The sequence below is a fragment of the Saxibacter everestensis genome (assembly GCF_025787225.1).
GTDB lineage: Bacteria > Actinomycetota > Actinomycetes > Actinomycetales > Brevibacteriaceae > Saxibacter > Saxibacter everestensis.
The window spans coordinates 2275729-2289714 of record NZ_CP090958.1 but is presented as its reverse complement, the minus strand read 5'-3'; the positions used below and the strand labels follow the sequence as shown (position 1 = coordinate 2289714).

The following is a 13986-nucleotide window of genomic DNA, read 5'->3' as shown; positions in this document are numbered from 1 at the left end:
GTACGTTTCTGGCCGTGGACGTCTGTTCTACATCTTAGGGCTGCGGTCGCCCGGGTGGCGTGGCAATTTGCCTCGCTATCCGCGCCGATATGCTGGGCCTATGTCCGAACTAGATGAGCAAGATCGTCCCACAGCGCTCGCCCGGGTGCGCACCTCCTGGCAGAACCTGAAGAGCAGAAGCGCCGAAGGGGACGGCCAGACCGCGGACCATGGCGCGGAAACGACGCTGGACGAGGCCACCGGCACGGAAGGCTATACGCCGTACGTGCCGTTCGCTTTCCGGCTCTCGGCGGCCTGGTCGTGGCGCTTCCTGATCGTCGTTGCCGCAATAGCCCTTCTTGTCTACGGCTTGAGCTTCATAACGATCATCGTGATCCCGTTGCTCATCGCTTTGCTGCTCTCGGCCTTGCTCACCCCGCTGACTAACTGGCTGGAGAACAAGGGAGTCAAGCGCGCACTGGCCACAGTCGTCACTTTTCTCGGTGCGATCGTTATAGTCGCGGGACTGTTGACCCTGGTCGGTCAGCAGCTGGTGGTCGGATTCGCAGACCTGCGCGATCAGGCGGTTCAGGGGTACCAGACCATCTATGCCTGGTTGGAAACCGGCCCGTTCGGCATCGATGGCTCCCAGATTCCACAGTTGCTTGACCGCGCCGTCACCCAGGCAACAGACGCCGTGCAGAAGAACTCCAGTTCAATACTTGGCGGAGCGCTCGCGGCCACGTCGACCGCCGGTAATTTCGCCGCAGGGTTCCTGCTCGCCCTCTTCACGACGTTCTTCTTCCTTTTGGATGGACGGCGGATCTTCGGCTGGCTGATCGGTCTCCTTCCGGCCCGCGCCCGGTCCAAGGCGCAGGGTGCTTCGACTCGCGGTTGGCAGACCCTCGTGCAGTACGTCCGGGTGCAGATCATGGTCGCCGGCGCAGACGCCATCGGCATCACGATCGGCGCGTTCGCGCTGGGTATCCCACTGGCGTTCCCGATCGGCGTGCTGGTGTTCCTCGGATCCTTCATTCCTATTGTCGGTGCGGTGGCCACGGGTGCGGTCGCAGTTCTTGTCGCCCTGGTCGCCAAGGGCTGGGTCACGGCCCTGCTGATGCTTGCCGTGGTCTTGCTCGTGCAGCAGCTGGAGAGCAACTTCCTGCAGCCATTCATCATGGGCAAGGCAGTGTCCGTGCATCCGCTGGCCGTTGTGCTCGCTGTCGCGGCAGGCAGCTTCATCGCAGGCATCCCGGGCGCTCTGTTCGCGGTTCCACTGGTGGCCGTGCTGAATACGTCGATCCTGTACCTCGCGGGTAGAGACCCGCTGGCGCAGGACAAGAAGACGCGTGACGTCGATCCCGAGCCTTCGACGACGCCGCCGACAGCCGGAGAAATCGAGACCAGCGACAACTCGATGGGTGACGACCCTCGTCCGGCCCCGGGCCGGGCGAGGTGAGTCAGACCCGCGATCTCACCGCCGGCGACGTTGAGCACGCGGCGCTGAATCTGCGCGGTGTGGCCGCAGTGACGCCACTCGAGTCCTCACGCGCGCTGACGTCGGACGTGCTCGGACAGGTCAGCCTGAAGTGTGAAAACCTGCAACGCTCCGGTTCGTTCAAGATCCGGGGTGCGTATCACCGGATCAGTAAGCTGAGCGCGGCCGAGCGTGCCCAGGGCGTCGTGGCGGCATCGGCAGGTAACCATGCGCAGGGCGTGGCGCTCGCCTCGCAACTGATGGGTATCGAAGCGACGATTTTCATGCCATCCGGCGCCGCGCTCCCGAAGGTGGCAGCCACCCAGGGTTACGGAGCCAAGGTCGTGCTCAGCGGGCGCTCCGTTGACGACAGCCTCGCCGCGGCCATCGAGTACGCCGGCACACACGGCGGGGTCTTCATCCACCCGTTCGACCACGAGGACATCATCGCAGGTCAGGGCACGGTGGGGCTGGAGATCTTTGAGCAGGCGCCGGATGCCGACACGATTGTTGTCGGTGTCGGCGGTGGCGGACTTCTCGCAGGCATCGCGCTGGTGGCGAAGGCCCGGGCAGCCGCTCAGGGGCGAGAGATTCGCGTCGTGGGAGTCCAGGCCAAGCATGCGGCCGCGTACCCCGCCTCGCTCGCCGCCGGCCGGCCAATGCAGATCTCCGGCGGCGCGACAATGGCCGATGGTATCGCGGTGGGCACCCCTGGGGCCGTGCCCTTCTCCATCGTCAAGGAGCTGGTCGACGACGTGATCACTGTCGAAGAGGAATCAATCTCCCGGGCGATGCTGTTGCTGCAGGAGCGGGCCAAACTGGTCGTGGAGCCGGCGGGAGCGGTAAGCGTCGCGGCGCTGATCGAGCAACCAGACCGGGTAGCGGGGGCCGCACCATCGGCGCACACCGTCGCAGTCCTGTCCGGCGGGAACATCGATCCGCTGCTGTTGCTTCGGGTGCTTCGGCACGGGCTCTCTGCGGCGGGGCGGTACATGAATCTGCAGGTGCGGGTGCCGGACCAACCCGGCAACCTGGTCAAACTCCTGGACATACTGGCCAAGAGCGACGCCAACGTGCTTGAAATCGGTCATGTGCGCACCGGTCGCTCGCTGACCCTCGATGAGGTCGAGATCGACCTGCAGCTTGAGACCCGGGGAGCCACGCATCGCACCGAGGTGCTGGCAAAACTGCGCCGCGCCGGCTACATGGCAACGGTTATCGATGCCGATCAGCCGAACCGGTAGCAACGGAACTGCTGCCAGGCCGGGACTGCCGGCATCCAAGCCTGTCCGGGAACCGTCGGCCGATACGAGAATCGGCGGGCGGGAGTCCTGGTGACTCCTGCCCGCCGATCATTCGGGTAAACGTCAGTGCTAGCTGAGCTGCTCGATCTTTAGCACCTTGACGGCGATCTCCTTGCCGGACGGCGTTTCATAGCTCGTCTTGGCCCCGACCTTCTGGCCATTCACTGCCGCGCCAAGCGGCGACTTCTCGCTGAAGACGTCGAGGTCGTCCTGGCCGGCGATTTCGCGGTTGCCCAAAAGGAATCGCATGTCGTTGCCCGCGACCTTCGCATGCACGATCAGGCCGGGGGAAACAACATCGGTGTTCGACGATGCGTCGCCGACCTTGGCATTGCGCAGCAGGTGTTCGAGCTGGCGGATTCGAGCTTCCTGCTGGCCCTGTTCCTCACGCGCAGCGTGGTAGCCGCCGTTTTCCTTCAGGTCGCCCTCTTCGCGGGCAGCCTCGATCTTGTGGGCGATTTCAGTGCGACCCTCACCCGAGAGCTGCTCCAGTTCGGACTGCAAGCGGTCGTAGGCCTCCTGGGTCAACCAGGTGACATCGTCCGTCGGTGTCTCGGTCATGGGTTCTCCTAATGCAAATGAGAACCCCGGGCGTACGTTCAAGTGCCCGGGGTGTATGTCTGAATTTAGAACCATAGCAAGGAAATTCGATTAGCCCAAGAGGATTTACGCTCAGTCGACGAACCGGCACTTCTCGACGCCCCCCGAGACGGCCAGCTGCTGGGTGCGTACGTCGACGTCGATCACCCGGGGTCTTGAGGTCGTTACGGACGGGTCCGGCTGAATCGTCACTTCTGCGTAGCCGACGATTGCGTACTGTTCATTGAGCGCCTGGATCGAGCAGCGCACTTCACGTTGTTTGTCCGGCAGCACGGAGAACGAGACCTTAGTCTCCGAAGCGTCCGTCAGCTCGAAGCTGATGTCCTTGCTGGTTGGCTCCGTCGCCTCCTTGCCGAAAGCAACCCAGCCAACCGCGCCTACGGCGAGTAAGAGGGCAGCTGCGGCCGCGATCAGGCGCTTCCTGCCTTTCGGCGGCTTCGGTGTGCGCCCATACCGCGAGTCGAGCGCGTCCGGACGTGGGGTGCTCACGAACTACTCCCTGGGACAGGCGACAATAGAATCTCGTGCGTTATGCGCGGATAGGCTAAGGATACTTGCCGGTAGGGCCATGAGCTAAAAGGCGCATACCGGCGGCTACTGAGGAGAGGGACCAAGCGAAGTGAGATCCAGGGATCTACGCGGCCTGCGTCTGATGGCAGTTCACGCGCACCCGGATGATGAGTCCAGCAAGGGGGCCGCGACGATGGCAATGTACGCCAGTCGCGGGGTTGAGGTTCTGGTTGTTACCTGCACCGGCGGAGAGGCTGGCGACATCCTGAATCCGGGCATGCGCGGCATCCCGAAGGCTCAGCGCGACATGGCGGGACTTCGGCGCACCGAGATGGCACGTGCCGCCGCGATTCTCGGCGTGCAGCAGGTTTGGCTGGGGCACGTCGATTCCGGCCTTCCCGAGGGCGACCCGTTGCCGGAATTGCCGCCGGGCTGCTTTGCCCGGGTTCCGGTGCACGTTGCCGCGGCACCCCTGGTCCAGCTGATCCGCGAGTTCCGTCCGCACGTCGTCACGACGTACGACGAGAACGGCGGATACCCGCATCCGGATCACATCATGACGCACAAGATCACGATGGCGGCGCTCGAGGCCGCACCCCATTCCGAAAGCCATCCTGGTTTCGGGCCTGCCTGGCAGCCGCTCAAGGTCTATTACAACCAGGACTTCCACATCGACCGCTGGACGGCGATTCACAAGGGGCTGTTGGATCGCGGGATGGAGTCGCCGCTGGCGGAAATGATCGAACACATGCGGTCCCGGCTGGACGCCGACGGAAGTGGTAGGCGGTCGATCACCACGGCAGTGCCCTGCGCGGACTTCTTCGAAGCTCGCGAAAAGGCGCTGCTGGCGCATCAGACCCAGATCGATCCGAACGGGTCGTTCTTCCGGGTCAGCCGGGACCTGCAGGCCGACTTGTGGCCGACAGAAGATTTTGAGCTGGCGCTCGACTTCACTTCCAGGCCGCCGATCGATTCGACCATCGACTACGTGGAGGACGATCTGTTCGACGGAATTGAACCGGAAACACCATCCGGACGGGGAGAAGCGTAAGAAATGCAGGCAGAAATCTATTTGGCCGCAAGCTGGCTTGCCCAAGCCGCGACTCCCAGCCCATCGCCGACATCAACTGTTCCGGATGATGACCAGGTCTCACCCGGATTGCCCGGCTTCCTCACGATGTTCGCGCTCGCGGTGGTCGTAATCTTGCTTGCCCGTGGAATGACCAAGCGGATTCGCCGGGTAAAGGCTCGCGGCGAGGCAGAGGAGGCTGGGCGCGCGGAGGCCGAGGAGGCTCGGCGCGCGAAGGCCGAGGAGCCGGGCACCGAGAAGAAGGCTCAGCCGGAGCCGGGCGCGGAGGAGCCGGGCGCCGAGAAGAAGACTCGGCCGGAGCCGGGCACTACCGAGCGGCAGGACGAATAGCTAAGCGACGATGGCGGATTTCGCCTAGAGGTGGATCCCTGGGTTGGTGGTGACGGCCGCTACCAGAATGCCGGCGTAGTGGGTCAGGAAGGCGGCGACGGTCAGCGCATGGAAGATCTCATGGAAGCCAAAATATTTTGGCAGCGGATCGGGGCGCTTGATGCCATAGATCACGGCGCCGGCGATGTAGCAGACCCCGCCCGCCAGTATCAGGATGCCCACCGGGACTGATGCGCGGAAGAAGTCGCCCATGTAGCCAATGCCGGCGATTCCCATCCCTACGTAGATCGGAACATACAGCCAGCGGGGGGCGCCGACCCAGAAGATGCGGAAGACGATTCCGGCGGCAGCAGATATCCAGATCACGAACAGCAGGATCCGCATCTGCGGCTGCGGCAGCAACATCACCGCGAGCGGAGTGTAGGTTCCGGCGATGATCAGGAAGATGTTCGAGTGGTCCCAACGCCGGAGCCAGGTCCTGACCCGGGTCGACCAGTCGCCGCGATGGTACGCGGCCGAGGTGCCGAAGAGCAGCATTGAGGTGAGCGCGAAAACGGCGCAGGCGAATCTGGCGGGAATCGTCGGTGCGAGCGCAACCAGGGTCAGTCCCGCGGCCATTGCGAATGGGAATGTCCCGGCGTGGAACCAGCCGCGAAGCTTTGGTTTCATCGTCTGGGCAACGGCCTCGATTTCGTCGCCGATCGATCGATCGTCTTCCTTATGACTCGAGGAATCGCCGGCTCGATTTCCGACGCCAGAAACGTTGTGCTGCTGCGAGTTACCCACCTGACTTACGTTATTCCGGCCGTTGCCTTCGATGAAGCAATCCTAACTTACGACCCCGGCATCCCCGGGCGGGTACTCACGCACCGCCGGACGGTGGCGGGTAACGTATTTTGTACCGTGTAGATCCATCTACACTGACAGGTTTCTATGCTGCGAGTTGTGAACAGCAGGAGGGTCGCCATTCGTGAACATTCAGCGCTGGCTCTATGGCATCTATGAGCGGCGGCTGCTGGCTGAGCTGACGAAGGGCGCCAATAGCAAGGCGGCAATGCCTGCCCATGTCGCAATCATCACCGATGGCAATCGGCGCTGGGCGAAGCTGTCCGGAACGACGACCCGGCACGGCCACAAAATGGGTGCCAACAAGATCATCGAGTTCCTCGGCTGGTGCGATGAGCTCGGAATCGAAGTGGTTACCCTTTACATGCTGTCGACGGAAAACCTGAAGCGGTCGGCTGCCGAGTTGCAGGGGCTCAGCGAGATCATCTCGGAGATGGTTGGCACTATTGCGGCGGAAGGAAAATGGCGCGTCCATCCGGTTGGAGTCCTGGACAGTGTGCCGGAAGAGCTGCAGGAAACCCTGCGTCGTTATGAGGAAGAGACCCGGGAGTTCAGCGGTCTGCACGTCAACGTCGCGATCGGTTATGGCGGCCGCCAGGAAATTACCGATGCGATGCGCTCGCTGCTCCTTGAGAAGGCCGCGCAGGGGCATAGTATCGAGGCGATCGCCGAGTCCGTGACGCCTGAGCAGATCGGCGAGCACCTGTACACCAAGGGCCAGCCTGATCCGGACCTGATCATCCGGACATCGGGCGAGCAACGGCTGTCCGGCTTTCTGATGTGGCAGAGCGCGTACAGCGAGTTCTACTTCTGCGAGGCGTTCTGGCCAGCATTCCGGCGGGTGGACTTCCTGCGCGCGGTGAGGTCCTTTGTCGTGCGCGAACGTCGGTTCGGTGTCTGAACGTTTCGGCATCTGAGCCGGATGGTTTCGGTTTCTGAACCGAATGGCGATTTTCGCCGACGCCAAACGTTAACCTGACCGAAATCCGACACGCCCTCAACGCCTCACCTGATGCCTGGCCGGACCGGGCTAGATTGCCGGTATCGGCAGTAAATCCGCCGCCGATACGGGAGGCAGTCTATTGCGCACCACGGTGCTCAGTCGAAGGGGCCGGACCGGCCTCGACGAGGCTTCGTCCCGGCAAACGATTCGTGAGCGTTAGCCGGGCATCAGTCCGGCACGAGGAGTCACTGTGGCTAATAAGGTCAGCGCAGCACCCCGCACCTATCTGCTGGACACATCGGTTCTGTTATCGGATCCACGGGCCATGCTCCGATTCGATGACAACGAGGTAGTAATTCCGATCGTCGTGATCACCGAACTGGAAGCGAAACGCGGCCACGCCGAGTTGGGTTTTTTCGCCCGGCGGGCGTTGCAACTTCTGGATGAGTTCAGGTCCGATTTCGGTCGCCTCGATGCGCCGATTCCGATCGGTGAAACCGGCGGCACCCTGCGGGTCGAACTGAATCACACCGACCACAGAACGCTGCCGGCGGGCTTCCGGCTCGGCGACAACGACACCCGGATTTTGTCGGTTGCAAAAAACCTGCGGGACGAAGGCGCGGACATCGTGGTCGTGTCGAAGGACCTACCGCTGCGAATCAAGGCATCCGCGCTCGGCATACCGGCTGAGGAATATCTCGCCGAGCTCGCCGTGGATTCAGGCTTCACCGGCATGGCCGAGCTCGACGTTACCGATGATGAGATGTCCCGGCTTTGGGACAGCGGGCACTTCGAGTCCGCTCTCGCTGCGGAGAACCCGGTGAACACGGGTCTCGTCCTGCTGTCATCCCGAGGATCGGCGCTCGGCAGGGTAGGGACGGACAAAATGGTTCGGCTGGTCCGCGGGGATCGGGAAGTCTTCGGAGTGCACGGCCGTTCCGCCGAACAGCGAGTTGCGATCGACCTGCTGACCGATCCCGAGGTCGGAATCGTGTCGATGGGAGGGCGAGCCGGAACGGGGAAGTCTGCGCTGGCCCTGCTGGCCGGCCTGGAATCTGTCCTGGAGCGGCGGACTCACAAGAAGGTGATGGTGTTCCGGCCGCTCTACGCTGTCGGCGGCCAGGATCTCGGCTACCTGCCGGGCAGCGAGGGCGAGAAGATGAACCCGTGGGCGCAGGCGGTGTTCGACACCCTGGGCGCGCTGGTCAGCCCTGAGGTCATCGAGGAGGTTATGCACCGCGACCTGCTGGAGGTGCTTCCACTGACGCACATTCGGGGACGGTCGCTGCATGATGCCTTCGTGATTGTCGATGAGGCGCAGTCGCTTGAACGCAATGTCTTGCTGACGGTGCTGTCGCGGATCGGGCAGAACTCGAAGGTGGTGCTAACGCACGATGTCGCCCAGCGCGACAACTTGCGGGTAGGCCGGCACGACGGGATTGCGGCGGTGATCGAGAAGCTCAAGGGACATCCATTGTTTGCCCACGTCACACTCACCCGGTCGGAACGATCACCGGTAGCCGCGCTGGTGACCTCAATGCTCGAAGAGGTGGAGTTGTAGCCTCGGCCCCGCATGCAACAGGCCCGGCGCTACTCCTCAAACAGGGGAGTAGCGCCGGGCCGGGCTGCAGAGCCAGGAAGGGCTAAGCCTGCGGAGGTTTGGTCATGGAGAGCACGTCGAGAGCCTTATCCAGCTGTTCCTCGGTGACTTCGCCGCGCTCGACGTAGCCGAGTTCGATGACTGCCTCGCGCACCGTCTTCTTGTTGGCGACGGCATGCTTGGCAATCTTCGCTGCGGCTTCGTACCCGATGACCCGATTCAACGGAGTGACGATCGACGGCGATGCCTCGGCGAGGAAGCGGGCGCGTTCCTCATTGGCAGCCAGCCCGTCCACCATCTTGTCGGCCATCACCCGGGAGGAATTGGTCAGCAATCTGATCGAACTGAGCAGATTTGCGGCCATCACCGGGATACCTACGTTCAGTTCGAAGGCGCCGTTGGTTCCGGACCAGGCCACGGCTGTGTCGTTTCCGATCACCTGTGCGCAGACCTGAATCACGGCTTCGCAGATGACCGGGTTGACCTTGCCCGGCATGATGGATGAGCCTGGCTGCAGGTCCGGGATCTGAAGTTCGCCCAGCCCGGTGTTCGGCCCGGACCCCATCCATCGGATGTCGTTATTGATCTTCATCAGCGAGATGGCGATATTGCGCAGCTGGGCCGATGCCTCGATCAGTCCGTCGCGGTTTGCCTGCGCCTCGAAGTGGTTGCGTGCCTCGGTCAGTGGCAGGCCGGAGTCTTCCGCCAACAGCTCGATTACTCGTTCCGGGAAGCCCTTCGGAGTGTTGATGCCAGTGCCGACCGCGGTCCCGCCGAGCGGCACCTCCGCGACCCGGGGGAGGGCTGCATTGATCCGCTCGATGCCGTAGCGGACCTGAGCCGCATAGCCGCCGAACTCCTGACCCAGCGTTACGGGGGTGGCGTCCATCAGATGGGTGCGGCCGGACTTCACCACCGAGGAGAATTCTTCACTCTTGCGTTCGAGCGAGCTGGCGAGGTAGTCCAGAGCCGGAATCAGGTCGTTGATCAGCGCGCCTGACGCCGCGACGTGAACCGAGGTGGGAAAGACGTCGTTGGAGGACTGCGAGGCGTTGACGTGGTCGTTGGGATGAACCTCGGTGGCAGATCCGCTGTCGGTCAGTGCGCGGCTTGCCAGGGTGGCGAGCACCTCGTTGGTGTTCATGTTCGATGACGTGCCCGAGCCGGTCTGGAAAACGTCGATCGGGAAGTGGCCGTCGTACTCGCCGCTGATCACGGCGTCAGCGGCTTCGACAATCGCGCCGGCACGTTCCGGGTCCAGGATTCCCAGCTCCTGGTTGGCCTTCGCTGCCGCCTTCTTTACCCGGGCGAGCGCTTCGATGTGGGAGCGTTCAAGCACAGTGCCGGAGATCGGGAAGTTCTCAACGGCCCGCTGGGTCTGTGCGCTGTACAGCGCCTGTGCGGGGACCCGAACCTCGCCCATCGTGTCGTGTTCGATGCGGTATTCCTGCTCACCGGTTGCTGAGACTGACTGCTCGGTCATCGTTTCTGAACGCTTTCTGTTGGTGATGTGCTAGTTTGCCGGCGTGGTTCCGGGTCCACGCCGATGTCGCCCAGGGTGGCGACAAGGTGTGCCTTGCCGATGTCGAGGGAATAGGTGACACCCGCGATCACGAGGTCTCCGCTGTCGACTGCGGCCCTGATGATGCCGGAACGTTCGGGGAGCATGTGCGCGGTGGTATGAACATGTTCGGCCACGATTCCGTTGATGTCCGTCACGCCGGAGTTGCGTGCCTGGATCAGGCTCGGCGTCAGCCGCGCCACCACGTCGGTAATGAAACCGCCGGGTGAACTGCCGGTTTCGAACGAGTCGCGAGTCGCAGTGATCGCCCCGCACCTGTCGTGCCCGAGCACGACCAGGAGCGGAGTCTTCAGGACCGAGGTGCCGTACTCGAGCGTGCCGAGAACTGCGGAATCGGTGACCTGACCTGCGGTGCGAACCACGAACATGTCGCCGAGTCCGACGTCGAAGATCAGCTCGGCGGCGACCCGCGAGTCCGAACAGCCGAAGAGCGTGGCGAATGGTGCTTGCTGCCCCTTTAGCGATTGACGGCGTTCCGCGCCCTGGTTTGGATGAGCGGGGGCGTCCGCGACGAATCGATCGTTGCCCTCGCGCAATAGTTGCCAGGCCTCAGCCGGAGTGGGACGCGATTGGATGGCTTCTATGACGTCACCAGTCCTAAACCAGTCCGCGGGCGGCGGCTTCTTTCGCCGCGTTCACGTATGACGTGGTCTTTTCGGAACGGTGCTCGCTGGTCACTGTGCGCACGGTCCCGGACTTCGAGCGCATGATCAGGGAGTTCGTGTATACCCGGTTCTTCTCGTACCGCACGCCGCTGAGCAGATCGCCGTCGGTGATACCGGTGGCTGCGAAGTACGAGTTGTCGCCGGTGACCAGGTCGTTGGTGCTCAGCACCGCGGTCAGGTCGTGGCCGGCGTCGATAGCCTTCTGCTTTTCGTCGTCGGACTGCGGCCACAGCCTGCCCTGGATCACGCCCCCGACGGCCTTGATGGCGCAGGCGGCAATGATTCCTTCCGGAGTTCCGCCGATACCGAGCAGCATGTCGATACCGGTGTCGGGGCGGGCAGCGGCGATCGCACCGGCGACGTCACCGTCGGTGATGAATCGGATACGGGCGCCGGCGGCGCGAATGTCCTCGACGAGCGATTTGTGCCGCGGGCGGTCCAGTACGACGACGGTGACGGCTGAGGCGTCGGTGCCCTTGGCCTTCGCAACCCGGCGGATGTTCTCGCCGACCGGCAGTCGAAGGTCGACCACCTCGGCCGCTTCGGGGCCGGCAACCAACTTCTCCATGTAGAAGACGGCAGAAGGATCGTACATTGCGCCGTCCTCGGTCACGGCCAGAACCGAAATCGCGTTAGGCATTCCGAGCGCGGTCAGGCGCGTTCCGTCGATCGGGTCCACAGCGACGTCACAGTGTGCGCCCTCGCCATCCCCGACCTTCTCGCCGTTGAACAACATGGGCGCTTCGTCTTTCTCGCCCTCGCCGATCACGACGGTTCCGGTCATCCGGACGCTGGAAATCACGTTACGCATCGCGGCGACGGCGGCGCCATCCGCTGCGTTCTTGTCGCCACGGCCAACCCATGGCGCCGACGCGATCGCGGCCGCCTCGGTGACCCGGACCAGCTCGAGCGCAAGGTTGCGGTCGGGCTCGGAGCCGCTGACGGCCGACTGGGTAGACCAGGAATCGGTCACCGCAGTGGGCGTTGAGGGAGTTTGGGACGAATCTGCGTTCTGAGTCATATGGTCATTCTGCCACCGAGAGGCCGGGAGCTGTCGGGGGTGCCCACAAATGGCTGGTGACTTGGCTGGAGGCGAACCGGCCGGCGCTGCTCAGTTTTTGGCGCGGGTCGCGATAATGCGCGAAGATAGCTAGGTGAATTCTGCAAATTCCGCGGGCGGTCCGGCCGGCCGTAATCCGCGAACGCTGACGCATCGCGAGCAGCGGAACAATGCCACGATGTTCCAGGTCGCGATCGCCGTGATCGCCTGCTTGCTCGTGGCAGTGGCGGCTCTCGCGCTGGCACCGCATCCGGAGAAGACGTTCTCCAGAACCGTCGATGTCGCTGCGGTGGCCGATGGCGCGAGAGAAGCGGCGCCATTCACCCTGGCAACTCCGGACATGCCTGGTTGGAACCCGAACGAGGCATCGTTCAGCCAGTCCGGGAATCCCGAGCTGCCGACCTGGTACATCAGCTACGTGGATGACCAGGAGAGGTGGCTGACAGTCACCCAGGTCGAGAAGCCTGACAAGCAGTGGATCAACGCCTTTACCGGGGAAGCGACTGATACAGGTACCCGCCAGGTTGCCGGCCTTGATTGGCAGCTTCGCGACGATGGCAGCACGCGGTACATGATCGGCACTGATGGGGATGTGACCTATATCCTCAAGGGCAAAGCCGATGATGCTGCTTTCGGCGCCTTCGCCGAGGCAGTGGTGGAGAGCGTCAAATAGCGGGTTCCGCCGGCCACCGATTGTTCGTTCTATGGCTACCGGGTTCGGCAGGCTCTAGTGTTGATGAATGGAGCCGTGGTCACTAAGGAACGCCAGTCCGATGGCGACAATCGCTGCGGTTGCAGCCGTTGCCCTGCTGGTTTCGGGCTGTACAGGTGGCGAGCCGAGAGTGGTGCAGTCAAGCTCACAGTCCGCCTCTACTGACCCCGGATCGCCCGGACCAAACTCGGCCGAGCCCGAGGCGACCCCTTCTGCAAGCAGTGCGCCGGAGCTGCCGGAAGGAACTCCGGGAACGCCGCAGCAGTTGGCCGGTGGGCTCGATACGCCGTGGGGTGTGGCGTTTCTCCCCGACGGTTCGGCCCTGATAACCCTGCGGGACGAGGCAAGGGTTATTCAGTTGACGGACGATGGGGATGTCGTCGAAATCGATGCCTCCGGGCCCGATGGCGTCGTTCCGGATGTCGCGGTCGGCGGGGAGGGCGGATTGCTCGGCATCGCCGTTTCACAGAGCTTTTCAAGTGATTCGCTGGTTTACCTTTATCGCACCGGTGAGGATGGAAGTAACGTCTTCACGATGCGGCTCGGCGAGGCTCGGCTGAGTGACCCGACGGTGATTCTGGACGGGATCGAGGCCGCAAGCACGCATAACGGGGGACGGTTGGCGTTCGGACCGGACGGCAGTCTCTATGTGTCAACCGGTGACGCGCAAAACCGGCCCAACGCGCAGAACAATAACTCGCTGAACGGGAAGATCCTGCGAATCGCTGCCGACGGGAGCATCCCGGACGATAATCCGTTCGAAGGCTCACCGGTGTTCAGCTTCGGTCATCGAAATGTCCAGGGCATGGGCTGGGACAGTGAAGGGAATATGTGGGCGAGCGAGTTCGGCCAGGACAGGCTCGATGAGCTCAATCTGATCGAAGCGGGCGGGAACTATGGCTGGCCCGAGGTGGAGGGAGACGGCGGTGGCTCCGGCTTCATCGACCCGCTGGTCACCTGGCCACCAGGTCAGGCCTCTCCGAGTGGGCTGGCAGTAACGCAGGACGCGGTCTACCTCGCGGCGCTGAGAGGCGAGCGACTGTGGCGGGTACCGCGAAGTGGCACCACGGTCCGGAAACCCGAAGCGTACTTCCAGAACGAGCACGGCAGGCTGCGTGCCGTTGCCGTCGCGCCGGACAATTCACTATGGCTGTTGACGAACCAGGGTCCCGAATCGAGGGTGCTCCGGGTCCCGCTTGACTAGCGATTCGACGGTCATGCAGGGTAAAACGCCGGCTCGGTGCTGAGCCTGCTCGCCTTCCCGAGGCCGAGCCTGCTCGTCTCCCAA

Annotated in this window: 14 protein-coding genes; 8 read left to right on the top strand and 6 right to left on the bottom strand. The window is 63.3% G+C overall.

Annotated features, from left to right (window positions below):
* The first annotated feature begins 100 nt into the window (after positions 1-100).
* Both LWF01_RS11030 and ilvA read left to right on the top strand, forming a co-directional pair.
* Positions 101-1438: an AI-2E family transporter gene (locus LWF01_RS11030; protein WP_349637443.1), complete on the top strand. Its 1338-nt coding sequence runs from the start codon at positions 101-103 to the stop codon at positions 1436-1438.
* The gene (gene ilvA, locus LWF01_RS11025) at positions 1435-2700 is read left to right on the top strand and encodes a threonine ammonia-lyase (protein ID WP_349637442.1); all 1266 of its coding nucleotides are present in this window, start codon (positions 1435-1437) and stop codon (positions 2698-2700) included. The genes LWF01_RS11030 and ilvA overlap by 4 nt, the downstream gene beginning before the upstream one ends.
* A gap of 129 nt (positions 2701-2829) precedes the next feature.
* Here the strand turns inward: ilvA and greA are convergent, their stop codons facing one another.
* Together greA and LWF01_RS11015 are read right to left on the bottom strand one after the other, a co-directional pair.
* Positions 2830-3321: a transcription elongation factor GreA gene (greA, locus tag LWF01_RS11020; RefSeq protein ID WP_349637441.1), complete on the bottom strand. Its 492-nt coding sequence runs from the start codon at positions 3319-3321 to the stop codon at positions 2830-2832.
* Positions 3322-3432: 111 nt separating this feature from the next.
* Positions 3433-3849 (bottom strand): DUF4307 domain-containing protein, encoded by a 417-nt coding sequence (locus LWF01_RS11015; RefSeq protein ID WP_349637440.1) that lies wholly within the window; start codon positions 3847-3849, stop codon positions 3433-3435.
* Between the two features lie 163 nt (positions 3850-4012).
* Between LWF01_RS11015 and mca the strand changes: the two genes are divergently transcribed.
* A complete protein-coding gene (gene mca, locus LWF01_RS11010) occupies positions 4013-4921 on the top strand; it encodes a mycothiol conjugate amidase Mca (RefSeq protein ID WP_349637439.1) in 909 nt (302 codons plus the stop codon).
* 3 nt (positions 4922-4924) lie between these two features.
* Entirely contained in the window at positions 4925-5290 is a 366-nt protein-coding gene (locus tag LWF01_RS11005; RefSeq protein WP_349637438.1) for a hypothetical protein, read from the top strand.
* Positions 5291-5314: 24 nt separating this feature from the next.
* Here the strand turns inward: LWF01_RS11005 and trhA are convergent, their stop codons facing one another.
* Positions 5315-6076, bottom strand: a complete 762-nt coding sequence (gene trhA / locus LWF01_RS11000; RefSeq protein ID WP_349637437.1) for a PAQR family membrane homeostasis protein TrhA — start codon at positions 6074-6076, stop codon at positions 5315-5317.
* A gap of 184 nt (positions 6077-6260) precedes the next feature.
* Here trhA and LWF01_RS10995 point away from each other — a divergent pair, with 184 nt between their 5' ends.
* Together LWF01_RS10995 and phoH2 are read left to right on the top strand one after the other, a co-directional pair.
* The gene (locus LWF01_RS10995) at positions 6261-7037 is read left to right on the top strand and encodes an isoprenyl transferase (RefSeq protein WP_349637436.1); all 777 of its coding nucleotides are present in this window, start codon (positions 6261-6263) and stop codon (positions 7035-7037) included.
* 367 nt (positions 7038-7404) lie between these two features.
* Positions 7405-8640 (top strand): RNA 5'-3' helicase PhoH2, encoded by a 1236-nt coding sequence (gene phoH2, locus LWF01_RS10990; protein WP_349640898.1) that lies wholly within the window; start codon positions 7405-7407, stop codon positions 8638-8640.
* An 82-nt stretch (positions 8641-8722) separates the two neighbouring features.
* Here phoH2 and LWF01_RS10985 read toward each other — a convergent pair whose 3' ends face one another.
* From LWF01_RS10985 to glpX, 3 genes are all read right to left on the bottom strand, one after another.
* On the bottom strand, positions 8723-10162 hold the full coding sequence (locus tag LWF01_RS10985; protein WP_349637435.1) for a class II fumarate hydratase: 1440 nt from the start codon (positions 10160-10162) through the stop codon (positions 8723-8725).
* Positions 10159-10797 carry a carbonic anhydrase gene (locus tag LWF01_RS10980; protein WP_432761952.1) on the bottom strand — a complete coding sequence of 213 codons (639 nt, stop codon included), beginning with the start codon at positions 10795-10797 and terminating at the stop codon, positions 10159-10161. Before LWF01_RS10980 ends, LWF01_RS10985 begins: the two co-directional genes overlap by 4 nt.
* Before the next feature lie 61 nt (positions 10798-10858).
* Positions 10859-11947, bottom strand: a complete 1089-nt coding sequence (glpX, locus tag LWF01_RS10975) for a class II fructose-bisphosphatase (protein WP_349637434.1) — start codon at positions 11945-11947, stop codon at positions 10859-10861.
* A gap of 133 nt (positions 11948-12080) precedes the next feature.
* Between glpX and LWF01_RS10970 the strand changes: the two genes are divergently transcribed.
* Complete coding sequence (locus LWF01_RS10970; RefSeq protein WP_349637433.1) at positions 12081-12659, top strand: DUF4245 domain-containing protein; 579 nt, start codon at positions 12081-12083, stop codon at positions 12657-12659.
* Between the two features lie 100 nt (positions 12660-12759).
* The gene (locus tag LWF01_RS10965; protein ID WP_349637432.1) at positions 12760-13902 is read left to right on the top strand and encodes a PQQ-dependent sugar dehydrogenase; all 1143 of its coding nucleotides are present in this window, start codon (positions 12760-12762) and stop codon (positions 13900-13902) included.
* Positions 13903-13986 lie beyond the last annotated feature (84 nt).

What these genes read in the sequence shown, in the direction of transcription:
- phoH2 (WP_349640898.1), top strand. Translation starts at nt 7,405, where the DNA reads ATGCTCCGATTCGATGACAACGAGGTAGTAATTCCGATCGTCGTGATC.
- LWF01_RS10985 (WP_349637435.1), bottom strand. Translation starts at nt 10,162, where the DNA reads ATGACCGAGCAGTCAGTCTCAGCAACCGGTGAGCAGGAATACCGCATC.
- glpX (WP_349637434.1), bottom strand. Translation starts at nt 11,947, where the DNA reads ATGACTCAGAACGCAGATTCGTCCCAAACTCCCTCAACGCCCACTGCG.
- greA (WP_349637441.1), bottom strand. Translation starts at nt 3,321, where the DNA reads ATGACCGAGACACCGACGGACGATGTCACCTGGTTGACCCAGGAGGCC.
- mca (WP_349637439.1), top strand. Translation starts at nt 4,013, where the DNA reads ATGGCAGTTCACGCGCACCCGGATGATGAGTCCAGCAAGGGGGCCGCG.
- LWF01_RS10965 (WP_349637432.1), top strand. Translation starts at nt 12,760, where the DNA reads ATGGCGACAATCGCTGCGGTTGCAGCCGTTGCCCTGCTGGTTTCGGGC.
- LWF01_RS11005 (WP_349637438.1), top strand. Translation starts at nt 4,925, where the DNA reads ATGCAGGCAGAAATCTATTTGGCCGCAAGCTGGCTTGCCCAAGCCGCG.
- LWF01_RS11030 (WP_349637443.1), top strand. Translation starts at nt 101, where the DNA reads ATGTCCGAACTAGATGAGCAAGATCGTCCCACAGCGCTCGCCCGGGTG.